This window comes from Agrobacterium leguminum (assembly GCF_005144435.2).
Classification (GTDB): Bacteria; Pseudomonadota; Alphaproteobacteria; order Rhizobiales; family Rhizobiaceae; genus Agrobacterium; species Agrobacterium leguminum.
The window spans coordinates 787799-807978 of sequence record NZ_CP120212.1 but is presented as its reverse complement, the minus strand read 5'-3'; the positions used below and the strand labels follow the sequence as shown (position 1 = coordinate 807978).

Annotated in this window: 18 protein-coding genes; all 18 read left to right on the top strand. The window is 57.2% G+C overall.

Translation table 11 applies throughout. The features are described from left to right. The first annotated feature begins 39 nt into the window (after nucleotides 1-39). The 18 genes from CFBP4996_RS18230 to CFBP4996_RS18145 all read left to right on the top strand — a co-directional run bounded on the left by CFBP4996_RS18230 (nucleotide 40) and on the right by CFBP4996_RS18145 (nucleotide 20178). Nucleotides 40-2700 (top strand): DNA methyltransferase, encoded by a 2661-nt coding sequence (locus CFBP4996_RS18230; protein ID WP_245310961.1) that lies wholly within the window; start codon nucleotides 40-42, stop codon nucleotides 2698-2700. Further along, nucleotides 2697-3047, top strand: coding sequence for a hypothetical protein (locus CFBP4996_RS18225; RefSeq protein WP_080854289.1), 351 nt, complete (start codon nucleotides 2697-2699; stop codon nucleotides 3045-3047). Before CFBP4996_RS18230 ends, CFBP4996_RS18225 begins: the two co-directional genes overlap by 4 nt. Continuing rightward, on the top strand, nucleotides 3044-3622 hold the full coding sequence (locus tag CFBP4996_RS18220; RefSeq protein WP_080854290.1) for a hypothetical protein: 579 nt from the start codon (nucleotides 3044-3046) through the stop codon (nucleotides 3620-3622). The genes CFBP4996_RS18225 and CFBP4996_RS18220 overlap by 4 nt, the downstream gene beginning before the upstream one ends. Then, on the top strand, nucleotides 3622-3990 hold the full coding sequence (locus CFBP4996_RS18215) for a hypothetical protein (RefSeq protein ID WP_080854291.1): 369 nt from the start codon (nucleotides 3622-3624) through the stop codon (nucleotides 3988-3990). Before CFBP4996_RS18220 ends, CFBP4996_RS18215 begins: the two co-directional genes overlap by 1 nt. 209 nt (nucleotides 3991-4199) lie before the next feature. Further along, a complete protein-coding gene (locus CFBP4996_RS18210; RefSeq protein WP_269831167.1) occupies nucleotides 4200-6386 on the top strand; it encodes a DNA cytosine methyltransferase in 2187 nt (728 codons plus the stop codon). After that, entirely contained in the window at nucleotides 6383-7594 is a 1212-nt protein-coding gene (locus CFBP4996_RS18205) for a phosphoadenosine phosphosulfate reductase domain-containing protein (protein WP_080838219.1), read from the top strand. The genes CFBP4996_RS18210 and CFBP4996_RS18205 overlap by 4 nt, the downstream gene beginning before the upstream one ends. 9 nt (nucleotides 7595-7603) lie before the next feature. Continuing rightward, nucleotides 7604-8872 (top strand): DUF7146 domain-containing protein, encoded by a 1269-nt coding sequence (locus CFBP4996_RS18200; RefSeq protein ID WP_080854293.1) that lies wholly within the window; start codon nucleotides 7604-7606, stop codon nucleotides 8870-8872. A 40-nt stretch (nucleotides 8873-8912) separates the two neighbouring features. Then, entirely contained in the window at nucleotides 8913-10733 is a 1821-nt protein-coding gene (locus CFBP4996_RS18195) for a DNA primase family protein (protein WP_080854294.1), read from the top strand. 424 nt (nucleotides 10734-11157) lie between these two features. Next, nucleotides 11158-11934: a hypothetical protein gene (locus tag CFBP4996_RS18190; RefSeq protein WP_080854295.1), complete on the top strand. Its 777-nt coding sequence runs from the start codon at nucleotides 11158-11160 to the stop codon at nucleotides 11932-11934. A 170-nt stretch (nucleotides 11935-12104) separates the two neighbouring features. Then, nucleotides 12105-12893, top strand: a complete 789-nt coding sequence (locus CFBP4996_RS18185) for a hypothetical protein (RefSeq protein WP_233283568.1) — start codon at nucleotides 12105-12107, stop codon at nucleotides 12891-12893. Beyond that, nucleotides 12890-14875 carry a terminase gpA endonuclease subunit gene (locus CFBP4996_RS18180; RefSeq protein ID WP_080854297.1) on the top strand — a complete coding sequence of 662 codons (1986 nt, stop codon included), beginning with the start codon at nucleotides 12890-12892 and terminating at the stop codon, nucleotides 14873-14875. Before CFBP4996_RS18185 ends, CFBP4996_RS18180 begins: the two co-directional genes overlap by 4 nt. After that, nucleotides 14872-16479, top strand: coding sequence for a phage portal protein (locus CFBP4996_RS18175; RefSeq protein WP_080854867.1), 1608 nt, complete (start codon nucleotides 14872-14874; stop codon nucleotides 16477-16479). The genes CFBP4996_RS18180 and CFBP4996_RS18175 overlap by 4 nt, the downstream gene beginning before the upstream one ends. Continuing rightward, complete coding sequence (locus CFBP4996_RS18170) at nucleotides 16476-16742, top strand: hypothetical protein (RefSeq protein WP_080838196.1); 267 nt, start codon at nucleotides 16476-16478, stop codon at nucleotides 16740-16742. Before CFBP4996_RS18175 ends, CFBP4996_RS18170 begins: the two co-directional genes overlap by 4 nt. Before the next feature lie 14 nt (nucleotides 16743-16756). Beyond that, nucleotides 16757-17677, top strand: coding sequence for a S49 family peptidase (locus CFBP4996_RS18165; protein WP_080854298.1), 921 nt, complete (start codon nucleotides 16757-16759; stop codon nucleotides 17675-17677). A gap of 5 nt (nucleotides 17678-17682) precedes the next feature. Further along, on the top strand, nucleotides 17683-18267 hold the full coding sequence (locus tag CFBP4996_RS18160) for a hypothetical protein (RefSeq protein WP_080854299.1): 585 nt from the start codon (nucleotides 17683-17685) through the stop codon (nucleotides 18265-18267). Between the two features lie 3 nt (nucleotides 18268-18270). Further along, nucleotides 18271-18654: a head decoration protein gene (locus CFBP4996_RS18155; RefSeq protein ID WP_080838185.1), complete on the top strand. Its 384-nt coding sequence runs from the start codon at nucleotides 18271-18273 to the stop codon at nucleotides 18652-18654. Nucleotides 18655-18667: 13 nt separating this feature from the next. Then, nucleotides 18668-19678 carry a major capsid protein gene (locus CFBP4996_RS18150; protein ID WP_080838182.1) on the top strand — a complete coding sequence of 337 codons (1011 nt, stop codon included), beginning with the start codon at nucleotides 18668-18670 and terminating at the stop codon, nucleotides 19676-19678. 41 nt (nucleotides 19679-19719) lie between these two features. Continuing rightward, nucleotides 19720-20178, top strand: a complete 459-nt coding sequence (locus CFBP4996_RS18145; RefSeq protein ID WP_080854300.1) for a hypothetical protein — start codon at nucleotides 19720-19722, stop codon at nucleotides 20176-20178. The last annotated feature ends 2 nt before the right edge of the window (nucleotides 20179-20180 follow it).

Below are 20180 nucleotides of genomic sequence, written 5' to 3'. Positions count from 1 at the left end.
ACAGGTAAAGCGCTGGAGCGATGGTGCGTCGGCGGAAGATTGCTTGGCTGCCATCAAGGCTGCAATCGCTCATATCGGGGAGCGAGATTGATGCTCCGCGATTATAATCAGTTCCTCGCATCGAAAGTCGCAATCGCCCAGGAGGGTGGTTTCGAAGTCTCGGCTGACGAGATCAATCCGATTCTCCAGCCTCACCAGAAGCTGATCATCATCTGGGCCTGCCGAGGCGGGCGGCGGGCCATCTTCGCTGCCTTCGGGCTTGGCAAGAGCGTGATCCAGATTGAAATTCTTCGCATTGTCATTGCCCGGTTCGGCGGGCGCGGGCTTCTGGTGCTGCCTCTCGGGGTTCGCCAAGAGTTTCGGCAAGACTGCGAATTGCTGGTTACCGGCATCCATCCTCGTATCACCGATGCGCAGCGTGCCGAACTTCATGCCTGGCAGGACGGCCATCCCGAGCGCGTTCCGTCGCTCACCTTCATCCGGTCGATTGGTGAAGCCGGCGAGGCTGGCCTTTACATGACGAACTATGAGACGGTACGCGAGGGGAAACTTGACCCCCGCCTGTTCACTGTCGCGTCGCTCGACGAGGCTGCCTGCCTTCGTGGGTTCGGAGGGACAAAGATATTCCGCGAGTTCATGCGGCTGTTTGATGGCATCCGGTTCAAGTTCCTCGCCACGGCGACACCGTCGCCAAACCAGTATGTAGAACTGCTGGCCTATTCCGCCTTCCTCGAAGTCATGGATGTCGGGCAGGCCAAAACGCGGTTTTTCAAGCGCAATTCGGAAAAGGCGGACACGCTCTCCATCCATCCGCACAAGGAGCACGAGTTCTGGCTGTGGGTTGCAAGCTGGGGACTGTTTGTCCAGAAGCCATCCGATCTCGGATGCTCTGACGAAGGTTACGAGCTACCGGAAATTGAGGTGCGCTGGCATGAGTTGCCCGCCGATCACGCATCGGCCGGTACCGAAAAGAGCGGGCAGGGGCGCCTTCTGCGTAATGCTGCAGCGTCTCTTTCCGACACCGCAAGGGAGAAGCGCGACAGCCTCGGTATCCGCATTACCAGGATGATGGAACTGCGCGCCGAAGATCCCGGCGCACACCGCATTATCTGGCACGATCTTGAGGCTGAGCGGCTGGCGATCGAGGCTGCCATACCCGACGTTGTCAGCGTCTATGGCGCGCAGGACCTCGACGATCGTGAACAGTCGATCGTCGGTTTCTCGCATGGCCGCATTCGCGAAATTGCAGCTAAGCCCGTCATGCTCGGCTCGGGCTGCAATTTCCAGCGTCATTGCTGGTGGGCAATCTTCCTCGGCATTGGTCACAAGTTCAATGACTTCATCCAGGCGGTTCACCGTATCCAGCGCTTTCTCCAGACGCACAAAGTTCGCATCGACCTCATCTACACCGAAGCGGAACGTCCGGTGCGCGACAACCTCGAAGCCAAATGGCGTCGCCACGTGGAGCAGATGGCAATCATGACAGATATCATTCGCAAATATGGCCTGTCGTCCGCGGCGATGGCTGAAACCCTCACGCGCGCCATGGGCGTTGAGCGGATCGAAGTCTCCGGCCCGGGCTATCGGCTGGTCAACAATGATTGCGTGATGGAGTGCCAGAAGATGGGCTCCAATAGCGTTGACCTGATCGTCACGTCGATCCCGTTTTCCACCCAATACGAGTATTCGCCGAACTATGCCGACTTCGGTCATACCGAAGACAATGAGCATTTCTGGCAGCAGATGGATTTCCTCATACCCGAATTGCTGCGGGTCCTGGCGCCGGGACGTGTCGCCGCAATCCATGTGAAGGATCGCATCGTTCCCGGTGGTATGACGGGTCTGGGCTTTCAAACCGTTTACCCGTTTTCCGACGATTGCATCGCCCGGTTCAAGCGGCACGGGTTCGCGTTCCTCTCTCGCAAGACGATCACCACGGATGTTGTCCGGGAAAACAACCAGACGTATCGGCTGGGATGGTCTGAGCAATGCAAGGACGGCAGCCGCATGGGCAACGGCCTGCCGGAATATCTGCTGATCTTCCGTAAGCCTCCGTCCGATAGTTCGAATGGATATGCCGATACTCCTGTCAAAAAACAGAAACGCGAATGGAAGCAGGGTCATTGGGACAATCCTGGGGGATACAGCCGCGCCCGTTGGCAGCTTGACGCCCATGGATACATGCCGAGCTCGGGCAATCGTCTGCTCTCGACCGGAGAATTGGCGGGTTTGGAGCATCACCAGATCTTCAAACTGTGGAAGCGCTACTCTCTCGAGATAGTCTATGATTTTGAGCACCACGTAAAAATCGCCGAGCATCTGGAAGAGCGGGGCATGCTGCCCTCAACCTTCATGCTTTTGCCGCCCCACTCGACGGATGATGGCACCTGGACCGATATCACCCGCATGCTTTCGATGAACACGCTGCAGGCTGCGGCGGGTAAGGAAATGCACCTTTGCCCGCTTCAGTTCGACATCGTCGATAGAGCCATCGCCCAGTATTCCGAACCGGGTGAGACGGTGTTCGATCCGTTCGGTGGCTTGATGACCGTGCCTTATCGAGCGATCAAGCTGGAGCGAAAAGCCGTCGCGACGGAACTTAACGCCGGATACTTCCTCGATGGCTGCAAATACGTCGAGGCCATGGCCCGTGAAAAAGACATGCCAAGCCTTTTCGATACGTTGGAGGCTGCAGAGTGAGCGACCCGGTCTCTCTCTACATCGTCACGGATCGGGCGGAGCAGGCGGCACAGCGGTTTTTTTACTGCCGCGTTGCGTCTCTTCCTGACTGGGTGCAGGTCGTCACTTCCATCATCGAGATTGAGGAAATTCCAAACGGGAAGAGCGTCCTCACGCATTTTGCAGCCGGCGGCCGGTCTACGGCTGAACAGGTGTGGTTCGAACGCCGTCTCCGCGGCGGCCTCTTTTACGACCACGAAGCTCTCAGGGACAAGATCGAGGTCTGGCTCGACAAGAGGCTCGAATACGAGCGGAAGCTGCTCGCCCAACATTCACAAGACCATGAACGACAGGGGAATTACGCATGACGATGGTGACGGTTTTCAAGGATTATGCCGTGCAGGGAAAACATCCGGCCGCACCCAGTGCGTTCGATTTGACCCCTGAAAAGTTCGATGGTTTGCCAACTCATATGCGCTCGGATCTATGCCGCATGCTGACGGATGCGGGATATTCCGCCCGCCGCATCCTCCAGCTCTGCGGCATCTCGGCCATGGTACTCGCGGAACATCTGGCGCAGCGCCACAAGTATTGTATGCCGGAACGGATGCAGACCGCGCGCCATAGCGGCGAACGCATCACGCCTCGCCAGGTCGACGAGATCGTGGAAGGTCTCGACCTTTATGCTTGCCGCGTGCTTGCGAAGATACCCAAGGTCGGACGGACGCACTGGCGGCGCGGTCAGATCGAGGACGAAACAGGCCTTCGGCATAACTACGGCGTGCACGCCCTGAAAGACCTGCAGGCGAAGGGCCTAGTCCGTCCCATAGGCGTTGCGGAGCAAGGTTTCATCCAGCCTTACGAGTTGACCAAGGTTGGTGCAGTCGTTGCCGAGGCGATTGATCCTCGCGATGTCTCTACTGCTACCAAAGGGGATGGCTGATGTTGAGCCGTCTTGCCACCCGGCGCCCACGCATCGTGCTGGTGATAGCGCCCACCCTCTATGAGTGCCGCAAGACGCTTGATGCTTTCGGCATCCATCTTTCGAACATCGATGAAATCCGGTCGGTCACCAAGGCGCATCACCTGCGCGGGTGGTCGCGCGGCACACCATTCATCGCACTGTCGGAGCGCGACAGCTGGTTTGCGACCCAAAGCGGCCGAGAACTGAGCACGGTCGTGGACGCATTCCTCCTCAGCGGGCGCCTGCGGATCGCAAGTGACGCTGAACTTTCCGATCTTCGCCAACCGGAGTTTTCCAATGCTTGCCAAAACGCCGTCCAACGATCTTTTCACGTACGTCAATCATGATCTTCAACCGTTGGCGCTACATGCAGCCAACCATCCGCGCGATGTCGCGGATCTGACAAACATTGAGCGCTCTCCGATGGAGATAGTTTTTCAGTCTCCGCCATGCGTTCTTTTTGCTCGGACGGCATCTGAGCAGTTGGCCGAAAAAGGAGCGCTCAATGTACGCTGAAAGCTTACTTGATCACCTCGCACCGCCTCCGCAATTTTCGATTAAAAACCGTTGGAACCACGGCCTACCGCTGATCGTCGATAGCTTTGCGGGGGGCGGAGGCGCCTCCACAGGAATTGAGTTGGCGCTAGGCCGCTCACCTGACCTTGCCATCAATCACAATCCGCAGGCCCTTGCCCTGCATGCTGCCAATCATCCCGACACGCTGCACATCTCGGAAAACATCTACAAGGTCGATCCGCTGGACTATGTGGCGGGCCAGCACATCGGCCTTGCCTGGTTCTCCCCCGATTGCAAGCACTTCAGCAAGGCCAAGGGTGGCAAGCCGGTCGAGCGGAATATCCGAGACCTCGCCCATGTCATTCCGTTCTGGGTTGAGCGTGTCCAGAAAAGCGGCGGCAAGATCGACGTCATCATCATGGAGAACGTCGAGGAATTTGCGACCTGGGGACCACTTGTACAGACCGACCGGGGATTGATGCCGGATCCGGAGCGGAAAGGGGAAACCTTCCAGCAATGGTGCAAGAAGCTTCGCCGCCTCGGCGGCAAGCTGGAAAAACGGGAATTGCGCGCCTGCGATTATGGCGCACCGACGATCCGCAAGCGCCTTTTCGTCATCATCCGTTTCGATGGCCAAAAGATCGTCTGGCCGCAACCGACGCACGGCGCGCCCGATGATGCGGACGTTATTGCTGGTCGTAAACTGCCATGGCGCACCGCTGCGGAATGCATCGACTGGTCGATCCCGTGCCCGTCGATCTTCGATAGCTCGACCGATATCGCCGAGAAGCATGGTCTGAAGGCTATCAGGCCTCTGGCGGACAATACTATGGCTCGCGTGGCGCGCGGCATGAAGCGCTACGTTCTCGATGCTGAGCGGCCTTTCATCGTCAACCTGACGCATGGTGCGCGCTGCGAGGATATCGATGAACCTGTCAAGACGGTGACCGGGGCGAACCGTGGTGAGAAGGCTGTCGTTCTCCCGCACATGGTCAGCTATTACGGACATGGCGACCTGAGGGCGGAACGGACGCGGGAACTGTCTGAGCCGATATCGACGATCCCTTGCGAGAACCGGCATGCGGTGGTCGCGCCATCGGTCATTCGTTTCAACACTGGCGCAACCGGCAGCGACATGCGCGAGCCCGCGCCGACCGTTACAGCGAACAGCTATATCAAGAGGCCAGGTGGTGCAGCGCCGCTCGGCATGATCGCTCCGCACCTGATGACGATGCGCAACGCCGGCAAGCCCTTTAATGGCGCTGACGAGCCGACGCATACGATCACCGCCGGTGGCGCCGGCCTCTCCCTTGTCGCACCTGTCCTCACTGCCGCGCAACATGGCGGGTCCAATCGATCCGTCGAAGATCCTCACCATACGATCACGGCCAGCAAGAAGGATCAGAACAGCGTCATCGTGCCAACGCTGATCCAGACGGGATACGGCGAGCGGGATGGGCAATCTCCGCGATGCCTCGATATCGACAAGCCTTTGGGAACGGTCGTTGCTGGCGGCATCAAGCACGCTGCCGCCGTTGCCTTTGTCGCCCAACACAATAACGACAGTCGCCGCGAAGGTGGCGTCAATCCGGGCAGGCCTGCCGATGCGCCGATGTCCACCGCAACGCAAAGCGGATCACAGCAAGGCGTTGTCTCCGCCTTCGTTGCGAGGCAATTCGGCACCTCAACCGGCCACGAGATCGACCGTCCGTCTGCGACGGTGATGGCTGATGGTGCTGGTAAGTCGCAGCTGGTAACGCCATTCCTTCAGGCCTATTACGGCACGGGTGATGGCGGCGAAGAAAATCAGCCGGCGCGCACCATCACCACGAAAGACCGGCACGGCCATGTCGAGGCAGCACTTGATGTGGCGCCCTTTACGGAAGCGCAGGCGGCCCGCGCCCGCGAGGTCGCTGCCTTCATGCGGGTGCACGGGTTCTGGGATGAGCGCGAGTTCGTAACCCTCGAAATCGACGGGCACACCTTCGTCATCGTCGATATCGGCATGCGGATGCTTACGCCGCGCGAACTGTTTAATGCGCAAGGTTTCCCCGGCGATTATCAGATCGATGGTGTCTGGGTGTCGGAAGACGGCAAGGAAACGTGGATAGCGTTTCCGAAATCCGTGCAGGTCTCCTGTGTCGGGAACAGTGTTAGCCCGCCTGTGGCCGAAGCGCTAATAGGCGCGAATTGTAATCATCTCGTTGCCGTGCAGGTGGCGGCATGATGCAGCCAACGTTGTTTGAAGGCTCAAAACGCCTCGTCTATGACGATGCGGTTGAGCTTACTCTTCAATCCATGCAGGCATATGGCCCGGACCATGACCACTGGGGCATAGCTTGGTCCGGAGGGAAAGACAGCAGTGCGACCCTGACGCTTATCCTCCATCTGTTGGACACTGGACAGCTGGCACAGCCGAAGTCGCTTTCGGTTTTTTATGCCGACACGCGCCAGGAGTTGCCGCCACTGGCGATTGCTGCTGAGCGGATCATGTTGCAGATGGCTGAAAGGGGTATCCGGTGCGAGGTTGTCCGGGCACCGCTCGATAAGAGGTTCCTTGTTTACATCCTCGGCCGCGGTGTTCCTCCGCCAAATAACAACACCCTCCGCTGGTGCACCCGTCAGATAAAGATCGATCCTATGACGGAGGCTTTGGAGCGCCGGATTAACGAGATTGATGGAAATATCCTGATGATCACAGGTGTCCGGCAAGGTGAAAGTGCGATCCGTGACCAACGTATTGTCATGTCGTGTGGCAAGGATGGAGCAGAATGCGGGCAGGGCTGGTATCAGCAGGTATTGCCGCAGGCGAAAGGCATCCGCGGTCGCATAGCAACCCTTGCCCCTCTTCTGCATTGGCGCGTGTGCAATGTCTGGGACTGGTTGAGATTTTATGCGCCTCTGCCTGAGTACGGCGGCTGGGCCACGTCTGCGATTGCGGACGCTTACGGTGGCGATGAGGCGGAGGAGAAGAACGCCAGAACCGGTTGTGCCGGCTGCCCTCTTGCGTCGAAAGATTTGGCATTGATGACGATCGTCGCCATGCCGGAGTGGTCTTATCTTTCTCCCCTGCTGGGCTTGAAGCCGCTGTATCGCGAGTTGCGTTTGCCTCATAACCGGCTACGTAAACCTGGTGTCGAAAGGCTGAAAAACGGCGCTATCGCCGCTAATCCCCAACGCATGGGACCGTTGACATTCGATGCCCGACTGATGGGGCTTGCCCGGGTTCTTGGTATTCAGGCTGAAATCAATGTCGAAGCGGAGCGTCTGGGGCGGCCAAAGATAGATATCCTCAATGAAGAGGAAGAGAGCCGCATTCGCGAACTCATATCGGCCGAAACCTGGCCGCAGGGTTGGGATGGTGACGAACCTGTCGCGGACACGCCAATGGCGTCTGTTTTCTCCGACGGCTCCGTGCAGCCACTGCTGGTGTGAGGCTGTCGCATGTCTGATCCCATCATTGAAGAGTTTGTTGAACGGGCTCGTAACGTATCAGTAAGCGAGGCTGCAGAGCGGCTTAACATCAAACTGGGCCGCAAGGAGCATATCGGCGCCTGCCCGCGCTGCGGCGGCAAAGACCGGTTTTCCATAAATGGTGTCAAGAACGTCTTTAATTGCCGCAACTGTGGCGGAGGGCGTGACGGCATCGCCCTTATGGCGCATTTCCACAATCTCGATCTGCGTGACATGGTAGGCTTCCTGGAAGCGTGCGCCGCCGCACTCAACGAAGATATTCCCGAAGGTGGCGAGCGCGAAACTGATGAACAGCGGGCAGAACGGCTTGAACGCATCGCCCAGCTGAAGGCTGATAACGAGCGGAAAAACCGCGAGAAGGAAGCGGGCGAAAACCGGTTCCGCGATATCGAGGTCAGCAAGGCGCGGGGCATTTATGGCAATGCGCAAGATTTGCGCTCCTCAGGATTTTCCTATGCCTCGGAGCTATTTCAGTATCTCCGGCTGCGTACAGGTTTTGAACCACATCCGGGCATTCTCGATCATATTCGCTTTGCGCCGGCGCATTCCTACTGGCATGGCAAGGATGAGATGGGCAGGGCAGCCAGTCCGCATATGGGGCCAGCCATGATCGCGCCTTTCGTAGCTGCCGACGGCAGTCTGACGGGATGCCATGAAACATGGATTGATTTGGGTAATGCCCCGAAATATCGGCCGTTGATCCGCGATGAAGACGGCACAGTCATCCTGGATAAGGACAAAAATCCCGTCACCACCAAGAAGATGCGCGGTACGAAAAAAGGGTCGATGATCCCAGTTTTTGGCGCGTCGCGAGCGGTGCGATGGGTGCTGGGTGAAGGTATCGAGACGGTATGCGCCTATGCAGGCGCCGAACGTTGGCGGGCTGATACATTCTATGCTGCGACGGGCGATCTCGGCAATCTTGCTGGCCCGGCCGATCCGCGATCTTCCTTTTTGCACCCGACAATAAAGGTCGGTAACGGGCAATTTCAAAAAATTCAGGGTCCCGTTCCAAAGCCAGATCAGACACCCACGGATGCCGTGCAGGTGCCAGATCATGTCATCGACCTCTTCATACTCGTTGACGGCGACAGCGAGCACGTTTTCACGGCGTCGGCCATAGCGCGGACAGTTACGCGTCTGTCGGCGCCGCATCGCATCATCACACCATTTTGGCCACCGGAGGGCGAGGATTTCGCCAGCTTGTTTGCCAACATGCAGCAGGGGATTGACACATGAGAATACCCGAAAAGCGTCTGACGCGCCTGGAGCGCCGCAGATGAAGGACAAAGACAAGAAGACAAATGGCGGCGTTCCTGAAGATGTCGCGCGCATGATGGCGACGGCTGCGCAGCAACGGCGCATGTATTCCGCAAACCCGGACCCTTTGCCGGTGGCAGAGCCTGAGCCGGCAGAAGATGTCCTTGTCCTTTCTGACGAGGAGATTCTCGAAGAATGCTCCGAGCAGCCGGAAACGGACATCGGCAATGCGAATCGGCTTCTTATTCGCTTCGGGGAAATGATCCGTCACGTCACCCACGTCGGTTGGCATGGCTACGATGGAAAGCGCTGGCTCGAGGATGCGTCCGGTTCCGTTGTTCGTCGGCTCGCACACCGCACGGCGGAATTCATTGATGACGAGGCTGTGCGGTTGGATTGCAGTGAGGAGGAACAGGCCAAGATCGCGGCCGGTAAGATCGCGCGAGAAGAACTGAAGAAATTAGGTAAAGCGGCAAAGGATTGGGACGCCGCAAAGCTGGCCGAATATGAGAGGCTGCAAAAGGATGTCGAGAAAATGGACAAGGTTGAGAAAGACCGGTCCGGTCGCATTTCGTCACGACACGCTCACGCCAAGCAGGCGGCAGGTACTTCGAAAATCAACAATATGCTTCAGGAGGCCGCGCCATATTGCTCTCTGGAGGTATTGGACCTCAACAAGGATCTGCTCGCGCTAAACTGTGAAAATGGCACGTTAAGGTTCTTCTGCTCAGAGGTTGGGGATACTGGAAAGTGGCAGATAAGGGTCGACCCGCACCGCTCGGCCGATCTTATCTCAAAGCTGTGCGAAGCGCGTTTTTCGCAGGACGCTGGCGCGCCGATGTTCCACCAGTTTCTGCAGCGTGTCATGCCGAATGTTGATTACCGGGCGTTTCTGCAGCGATATCTTGGATACTGCCTGCTCGGCCTTACCGGTGAACAATGCCTGCTGTTCTTTTATGGAGCCGGCAGAAACGGAAAATCCACCTTCGTCGACATTATGGTCGAGATCCTTGGCGACTATGCCGTATCAATGTCGATCGATAGTTTCGCTGGTGACAGCAAGCGGGGCGGAGCAGAAGCGACACCCGACCTCGCCCGCTTGCCCGGTGCTCGCCTCGTGGCGGCCAGCGAGCCAGAAATGGGCGTGCATCTGAAGGACGCATTGATAAAGACGCTGACGGGCGGGGAACCGATCGCGGTCCGACGCTTGCATCAGGATTTTTTTGAACTCATCCCGCAGTTCAAGATCATTCTTTCCGGCAACCATAAGCCCATCATCAAGGATGACTCTGACGGTATATGGCGTCGTGTTCACCTGGTGCCGTGGGAAATACAAATTCCGGAAGATGAGGTTGATAAGACCCTCAAGGAAAAGCTCCTGGCTACGGAGCGAGATGGCATCTTTGCGTGGATGGTCAAGGGGGCGCTTGAATACCTCCAGTTTGGATTGCGCGTCCCTGACGGCGTCCGAGCGGCGACGGCCGAATATCGGGAAGAGAGTGATCCTATCGGCGCATTCCTGCGCAATGCGTGCCATGTCACTGGCGCCGACAGTGACCGCGAAAGTCCGGAAAACCTTTACAATGGGTATGTGCGATACGCTAAACGCGAGGGCTTGGCGGACATCAGACAGGCAACGTTTACGCGGAGACTGCCCGACCAAACCCGGAAGAGTTGGAAAGGTCCCGACGGTTTCATGCACCAATTTCAGCGAATACGGTCAAATGGCACCGCATATATCGGTATTCGCGTTCGGGAAGAGTTTGCCGGAAAGCCGGACATAGGCAGTCCGCCTGAAGGTCGCTTTTCAGATGATGAACCTTTCCCCGAGAGCTTTTGATGCTTGACACCCGGACCCTTCGCCGTACACACAGGACATACAGCCATCTGTCTGCCTTGCCTGTCCATACGAAGGGTCCGGGGTGGACAGCTAGGACAGCAAGCAATGCGGCGCGGACAGTAAGCGCGGCGCGATCAAAGCGAGAAAGAATATGTCTTTCAATAGCTTGCGCAGGTTGGACAGCTAGGACAGCAATTTTCAGGTTTTCCATGATGTGCATGCGCTCGCGCACGTCAAATTCCCATCGGGATATATGGCGAAAAAATAGAATGTCTCGCATCACATAAACTTATGAACTATCTGTCCTTGCTGTCCGATCATTGAAATCATTGAGGAATTTTAACTCTACCTGTCCTTCTTGCTGTCCAAACTGAATATATTTCCTGTCCTACATGTCCAAAAACACCCAGAAAGGGTCAAAGGAATGAAAATCGGTATCGAAAAACTGTTGCAGTGGGCTTTTGTGCAGGAGCTTTGCGTGCGGGATATCGCTGAAGCTGGTGGCCCGAGCTCGTCTTCATCGAACTTTACGATGATCATGGAAATGCTGGAGTTGGGAGCCATCATCGACCGGTCGCGCAACGTCATGGCTGCATCATCTGCAATCACCTTGGAGCCGCATCTTGATGCACTGGCTGTTGCAGATGCGGTTCGAGATCTTGCGGATCATCGTTTCGTTATTGCTGATGACTGGGCACCATTCACTGATTGGGCTGACGATTATGGCTTGGTCTCGGAAGCCGTACGGTCTGAGATCGAGGCATTTCGGCTGCGAGGTGATCGCGCCAACGGTCGTCGGGCGGCCAACCTTGTCATATGTTCGGCCATTCTCGGTCGCGGACCGGACTGGTTTGCTGAAAAACCGGAAGAACGGATCGTAGAGCGTCGTGGGCAACCGGCATGGTTCATCTCGAAATCTGCAAAGGATGGCTTTGGACGTTCCTACGAGTTTGAGGTGGACGGTTACGACCGGAAACGGAAGCGGCCGATGCGTGGAGCGTATCGAAAAATGGAACTTGCCGAGCCGATCCGCAGTGAGATCATTAGCCGAATGGAATGGAAGCTTTGGCAGGATGCGCTGGTTTGCCTCCGCAAATCACTGGCAAATCAGCTGAGTTTCTACGATGTCGAACCCTTCTCTCCGGACTACGCGCCGTGGATGCGCATAAGAAAAAATGCAGATAAATTCGTAAGCGTTTGATTATAAACGGTATTTATTTGCGGTCTACGTGTTGAAGTGCGGCAGTTGCTTGACATATCTTGAGGACAGTAAAAAAGATTGGAAACCCGCTTCGGATCGTCCGGCGCGGGTTTTTTGTTGCCAACGATGGAGGCTGCCATGCACCCGCCGCTGTAATGGCGGCAAACAGCATGCCTTTCATGACCGGGAGGGGGCAGGCGGCCGAAGGCACCCACCCCCGGGTCAAGGGACCGTACCGGGATTTCTCCCCCTGCGGGCCGGGACGACCCCGAAAAGCCGCCAGTCAAACAGTTGAAAAATTTGGGTTAACGGGGTTAACGGCGTTAACGCATGGGTTAACGAACGGGTTAACGATGAGCGATGTGATGTGGTCTGTCGCGCAGATTGCTGCGCGGGACGGTGTTTCAAAGGCTGCTGTCTCCAAGACCGTCAAGAAACTGTCAGAAGATCGACCGGATACGCCGATCAATCGCGGAGCGCAGGGTCAGGTTCTTGCGGTATCGCTTGCGCACTATGACCATTATCGCCAGCGCTTCGTGAACCCTGCCAAGGCTTCCGCGCCTTTGCGGTTGCCAGAAGATCCAGCAGCACCGCGCAGTGATGCGGAATTTCCAATGCGTAACGAGGATAGTTTCGAGGAAGCCAAGCGGCAGAACGAATGGCTGAAGCTTGGCCGCGAGAAAATCCGCCATCAGGAAGATTGCGACGAGCTTCTTCGCAAGGACAGGGTAATCGCGGGTGTGGTCAAGGCTGGCGGTGAAATTCAGGCGATCATCAAACGGTTACCGAACAGGGCCGATGCGCTGGCGCTGGCGGTTTCCAAGGAGGGTGTGCACGGTGTTCGGTCCCTTCTTCGCCAGATCGCATTCGAGATGAGCAACGAGGTTGCCGACAAGCTGGAGCAGATTGCAGAAAGATCGCCTGAGAGCGACCCGCTGATTGAGGACGAAGACGCGTGACTGTTCATCCTGGTGCTATACGAGCGGTATCATCCGCCCTGGCGCGTGCCATCAGGCTCCAGCCTCCGGTCCCATTCGACAGATGGCTAGCAAAAAACATCGTGCTGGTTGATGGGCCGAAGAAGGGTGAACTATGGTCTGCGGAAGACGCTCCTTACCTGGTCGAGATCGCTCAGTGTCTCAGTCAGGAGCATCCCTGCACGGAAGTCACGGTTCGCAAATCACAGCAGACCGGCGTTTCCATCCTTGCTCTTGCTTGGATGCTCTATATCGCCGAGAACTGCCCTGACAATTCTATTTACGGCGTGCCCGGTCTTGACGCCTTGCAGGATATCAACTCCGGGAAGCTTCAGCCTCTGATCGATGCGTGGCAGCGGCACACGAAAAAACAGGTTATTCAGCCAACGACCAGCCGCTCGGGTGTCGGTTCGACCACTTACGAAAAGAAGTTTCCGGGCGGAACACTTTATCTCGCTAACGCCAACACCGTCATGGACCTTTCGGCCAAGACGACGCGCTTCGGCGTGAAGGATGAAGTGTCAAAATGGCAGGCTTTGCCGAATGGCGCCGACCCGGAGAACCTTTTCTTCGGACGTTTCACGGCGTTTCGTCGCCAGAAGACTTACAAAATTTTTGGCCTTTCAACGCCAGAGCTTGATAGTGGCCATGCTTTAGGCGAGGGGCCGGGGCATTGCCGTATCGATCGCGATTTTCGCCGATCGGATCAGAGGTTCTGGCACATACGTTGCCCGGAATGCGGCAACGAGCAGGTTCAGCGAGACGCTTATCTCATAATTGATAGGGTCCACCTGCATAGAACGGTCATGCAGTGCCAGCATTGCGAGCACCATATTTCCGAGATGGAGCGCGTCCTCGCTGTGCGCGAAGGTCGCTACATCCCGACTTTCGCCGGACCAGACAGGCATCCCGGCTTTCATGTCGATGCCTTCATGTCGTTGATGATGTCGTATGGCGATATTGCTGAAGACAAACTCAAGTGCGAGGGTAAGGGTGAGGCCGGCGCGAAGGACTACAGCAACCTGATCTGCGGGTTGCCGTATCGGATGAAGGGCAATGCTCCTGATCACAAGCGCCTTATGGAGCGGCGGGAGGAATACCTCGCCGGCACAATTCCAGCCGGTGGATTGTTATTTGTTGCTGGCGCGGACGTGCAATCCTACGGCATTTACTGTGAGGGCGTTGTCTTCGCAGAAGATCGCCAGAGCTGGAATGTTTTCGCCGAGTTCTTTGAGGGTGCGACGGATAATCCGCAAGCCGGAGCGTGGCTCCTCCTCGATGAATTCTGCGAACAGGAGTTTCCTGATAGCCATGGTGTTCTGCGCAAGATCGAGGCGTTGGCCGTCGATAGCGGTTATCGGCCTACACAGGTTCTAGAATGGTGCCGCCGGCGTCCGAATGCGTATGCGATTAAGGGTATGCCCGGACGTGGCGTCGCCGCGATCAGCCCGCCGGTGCGTAAATCGGTAAACAAGCGCGGCAAACGCAAGAGGCACGGTTCGGCTATGTCATGGCCGGTTGGCACCTGGGCGTTGAAAGCGGAGTTCTACGGAAACCTTCATAAAACCGGTTTGCGTTCGGGCGAAGCGACAGATCCACCAGGTTATTGCCATTTCCATATGGAGCTGGGCGAGGAGTATTTTCAGCAGCTGACTGCGGAATACTTCAGCCAGAAGATGGTGAAGGGCAAACTGCACGAAGAGTGGATGCCTCGTCGCGAGCATAACCACTTTCTCGATTGCCGCATCTACGCGATGGCGATGGCCGAGCACCTCGGTATCTCTCGCCTGACAAAAAGCCAGTGGGCGGCGCTGCGCGCGAAACATGAACCGGCAACCCCCGTCGATCTCTTGTCGCCGGAAAGCCAGCAAGTAGCAGAGAGGGTATCGCCGGAGGAAGCTCCGGTCTCGCCACCTGCGCCAGTAAAAAAGCCAGTCGAAAACAGGTGGGCGAAGAGAAGATGACCGAAAAGATGCGGGTACGGGTAAAGGCTGGCAGTGTTGCTGTTCCTGCCGGAAATCCGTCCCGTTATCGGGCCGGGTACCTTCGCGACACACAATCCGGCATCATAGCTTCCCGTCCTGCATCGCTGAGAGAGCATCGTGATGAAATCCGCCGTGTCTGGTGGCGAGCCGCAGCTCTTGCCATGGATATGCTCCAGAATTCGGGACGGTTGCGCGGCGCGGCTGACCAGATCCTTGCCGATACGGTTGGCGTCGAGCTGCAATTGAACCCGCGCCCAGACCTGACGAAATTCGGTTACGACCGTAAAGAAGCGGTCGCTTGGACGCGGATGGTAAAGGGGCGGTTCAAGGTATGGGCATGGAACCCGCTGGAATGCGATTTTCGTGCGAAATTCACAATTCCGCAGCAGACCGATGTTGGTCTGAGACATTGGCTTGCGTTCGGGGAAAGCACGGGAATCGTGTCCTACCTGCCGGAAGCACAAAGGTTGCCGGGAACCAGAACAGGCACAAAGTTTCTGCTCGTTTCCCCGCAGAAATTGGTGCAGGACACCAACGAAATCGAAGGGATGTACCAAGGGGTCATCCATGATGCCTATGGACGGCCAACGCATTACCGATTTCAGGAACGTCGCGATGGCATGACGACGAAGATCGACTATGCCGCCCGGGATGCCGACGGACGACAACTCGTCATGCACGCATTCGATCCGTTCTCTTCGGACGATGTTCGCGGTCTGTCGCCTCTCGCCACGACATTCAGGAAATACCTGATGGCGGAGAACACCGATGATGCCATGGCTCAGGTCCATTTTCTTCAGACGATTTACGCCGCTATCCTAAAAAGCGACAAGCCGAGCGCGGAAGCATTCGAGGCGCTGGAAAGCATGAAGGAAAGCGGCGCCACCGATGTCGAGGATATCGCGTCTGACTTTGCGCAATACTTCAAGGCTCAGTTGGACCGAGCCGCGGAATCGGAAATCCGTCTCGGTGCTGGAGCAGGCGTTTCCCACCTCGCTCCGGGTGAAGATCTTGAATTTAAGTCGATTTCGACGCCTGGGAAGGAGTCCCAAAGTTTCATGGCCTCGCTCCATCGTGAAACGGCGCGGGCGCTCGGCATGTCATATGGTGGATACACCTTGGACTACACTAATGCCACCTATGCCAGCACGAACATGGAAAACTCGGCTCTCTGGCCTATTGCTCAAAGACGTACCGACCGCATTGCAGCGCCGCATGTTCTGGTTCCCTACGCGGGGTGGCTGGATGAAGAAATCGGCGAGGGACGGATACCGTTCAAGGGTGGGTATGATGTCTTCCGTAAATTTCGGGAGGAAATCCTTTGGGCGATCTGCCAGGGGCCGTCGAAGCCGACTGCCGACGACGAGAAGCGCGCAAAGGCATCCAGCGAGCGTATCGCCAACGGCACGGGAACGTTGGAACGGGAATGTGCCGAACTCGGAGACGATCCCGAGGAAGTCTTTGAGAGTCGGCTCATGTGGCACGAGCGTTATGTGAACGCCGGTATGCGGAGCCCGTTTGAACGTGGCTACGGTTCGAAGGCGGCAACTGAAACGACGCAAAAGGAAGGCGCGACCACATGAATACCGTGAAGATTGCGGGCGTTGTGGTGGATGTGGAAGACCCGTGTGCTCTCTATGCGGCGCTTGCCGCGGCGAAAGCGAAGCGTCTTGCAGGGGAACAAATCGAAGAGAGTGAAATTCGCTCTCCCGTTATGCAGCAGCGGGTAAAGGTCGCGTCGTCCAGCATCGCTGATATCGATAGGGAACTCGTCCGCCTGCAGGCGGCCTGCCAAGCGAAGACAACCGGTTGCCGCCCGTCGCGTCGTTGGCGGCTTAAATTTTAGGATTGAGAAAAGCCATGAGCCTGAGCTATGCCCACATCGCCCAGCAGGTGTTTAATACGCCGCTGATGTACGACGCCAGAAAAGCTGAAGCTTTTTTGCATGGACTTGGCAGCCGGATAGCGGGTGATACTGTTGTAATTTCCAACCCCGGCGACGCTGTCGGCCATGTGGCGGGAGAAAACGGGCGGCCCTTGGCTGGCAAGGTGGGTAACCGCCTTGAGAGGGCCTACACGGGCGCAAATTTGCTGCCATTTGATCTTTATCAGGGTGTGGCGATTATTCCGATCGAAGGCACGCTTGTACATAAAGGCGGATGGATCGGCGCTAACTCGGGGCAGACGAGCTATCAGGGTTTACTTGCCCAGATCGCTATGGCGCGCCGAAGTCCTGATGTCAGAGGCATCGTGTTCGAGGTCGATAGCTATGGCGGCCAGGTGAATGGGGCTTTCGAGGTTGCGTCGGCTATGGCTCTTCTATCGAAGGAAAAGCCAACCATTTCGATCCTGACAGATTTCGCTTATTCTGCGGGTTATTTGCTGGCCTCGCAGGCTCGTTCTGTCGTGATGCCGGAGTTTGGCGGAGCCGGTTCTATCGGCGTCATCATGTTGCATGCCGACTATTCCAAGGCGCTGGACGATTCCGGGATAAAAGTAACCATCATTCGTGCCGGAGGAAAAAAGGCAGACGGAAACCCGTACGAGCCTCTGTCTGCCGATCTGGCTGAGCGCTGGCGTGGGCAGGCCGAAGTGATGCGGCAAAAATTTGCTGAAGTTGTAGGTAAAGGCCGCTCCGGCCGTATCACAAAAGCATCCGCGCTTGCGACTGAAGCGGATATCTACGAAGCGGGTGACGCCTTGAAAATCGGCCTCATCGACGCTGTCGGTGACCCACTGGCAACCTTCGACGCCTTTGTGAAGGCTGTCCAAAGGAGATGAACGCAATGTCAAGTTTGATAGATGCCATTCGGGCGGCGGTGCTTCCCGGATCGACGGCCGACGTTCTCATGATCGAGAATGAAGGTGAAACCGGAGCGAAAGCTCCGCCTTCCGACCCGCCGCCCTTCGCGGCTCAACCCACCACTGGAGGTGACATGACTGTCCAACAGTCCCAGTCCGGCCCGGCATCCGCCGCAGCCGGCACCATCGCCGCCGTTGTCACAGCCGCTTCCAGTGGCGACAGCGGTTTCACTGCAGCCATGGGCCACATCAACACCATCGTTTCCGCTGAGGGCATCAAGGGAGACGCGGGCCGCCTGAATGCTGCAATCCAGCTTGCCACTGCTTCCCCGCAGATGACGGCGGAAGCGGTTATCGCTTTCGTGTCCGCGAATGTCCCTGCCGCACAGGCTGCATCGGCGAAATCGGGAGAAGGAGATGCTGGCTCTGCAAAAAGCTACGAGCAGCAGCGCCTCGCGGCGGCCAATCTGGCCATGCCGGCAGGTGCGTCATCTGCCGCAAAGGCGTCACCGAAGATCAATCGCGACGCGATCTTTGCGGCGCGCCGCAACCAGACCAAGGGGGAATGATCCATGGCCACTTCCATGACTGAAACTCCGCGCGATTTGGCCGTCCTGCTTTCCGAAGCGAACGGATACCTTTCTCGCGAGGTTCTCACCATCGCATCCGGGGCTGGCAAGCTTCTTGCTGGCACGGTTCTCGGCAAGGTGACGGCGAGTAACAAATACGTTGCTTCTCCGAACGCGAGCGTCGTCGGCAAGGAGGGGGCGGAAACCGCCGTCGCTATCCTCGGCTACGAAGTCGATGCGACGTCAACCGACGTCAAAGCGGTCTGCATCACCAATGACGCCGAGGTGAAAAATCCGATGCTGGTGTTCGACGCCAGCGTCGACGACGCAACCAAGCGCGCTGCGAAGCTGACACAGCTTCGTGCCGTGACCATCAAGGCCCGATAAGGAGATCTGACCCATGGCCGCACCAAACGCACATACTGGCGATCCTTTCAGTCTTGAGAGCCTCACCGCCGCCGTCAACGCCGAGCCCTATCGCCCCGGTCAGATTTCCGCAGCAGCACTTTTCGAAGAAGACAGCGTTTCGACGACGAGCGTTTCGATCGAAATGCGCAACGGAAAACTCAGCCTCGTCGAGCCGAGCTCCCGCGGTGGTTCCGGTGAAACGACAGGCGACGACGATCGCAGCAAACACATCATCGGCGTCCCGCATTATCAGCGGGATGACAGCATTGCCGCTGACGAAGTGCAGAACGTTCGCGAGTTCGGCACTGAAAGCAGCCTCGAAAATCTTGAGGGTCGCGTCAACCGCAAGGCGCAGCGCCATGCGCGTGATCTGACGATGACCCTCGAGCATCAGCGAGTGGGCGCCATCAAGGGTATCGTTACATCCAAGTCCGGCGGCGTGCTCGTTGATCTCTACAACCTGTTCGGACTGGCAGTGCCGGCAGCTGTGTCGCTCGAACTGGATGTCGACAGCACGATCGTAACCAGTCTCTGGCAGGATGTGATTTACTCTCTCGAAGATTCTCTCGATGAGGCTTATGGCGGCATCAGGGTTTTCACTGGACGTGATTTTCACAAGGCACTCTGGCAGCATAAATCCGTCCGGGAAACATTCCTGTACAATTCCGGCGCAGCCGTCCTTCGCCAGGATGTTCCGGACAGCTTCGTCTGGGGCGGCGCGACGTGGGAGCGATACAAAACCGGCGCCAAGGCGACGGCGGATCTCGGTTCTCCCTATATCGCCCACAACGAGGCTCGGGTGGTGATGGAGGGTGTCCCAGACCTGTTTATCACCAGATTTGCGCCGGCCGACTATAATGAAACGGTCAACACCCCGGGCCTGCCGTTTTACAGCCGTGCGATCGAGAAGCGCAACGGTAAGGGTTACGATCTCGAAGTGCAGATGAATGCGATTTCGGTTTGCACGCGCCCCCAGACACTGCGCAGGCTGACCCTGACCTGACCGGCAGACATTCCAGAAGTATAACTCTAACAGGAAGCCTTATGGGCTTCCTGTTTTGCAGCGTCATATTGTTTGGCGCGGTGAAACAGGAAGAGGAACTTTCCATGTCCAAGAAAACCATGACTATCGCGTTCCCGCGCGGAGGGATTATTCCAGCGGCGGTGCTGTCCATCAAGGAGGACAAGGTGTGCTCTCCGCATGAGCCTGTCAAAGTCCCGACGGACTATGGCCAGCACCTTATTGATGATCGTTTTGCTGTCGCGGTCACAAGCAGAACGTCTGACAGCGAGGAAAAAGCTGAGATGGACGCGGCGGCAAAAAAGAAGGCCGAGGCAGACGCAGCCGCAAAGAAGAAAGCCGAGGACATCGCTGCGGCTGAAAAGAAGGTCGAAAGCGCGAAGGCTGCTTTGACGGCGGCAGGGACCGATACTGTCGCTCTCGATGCGGCTCAGGTCGACCTTAAGGCTGCCGAGGCGGAACTTTTGCTCCTGAAAGCTTGATC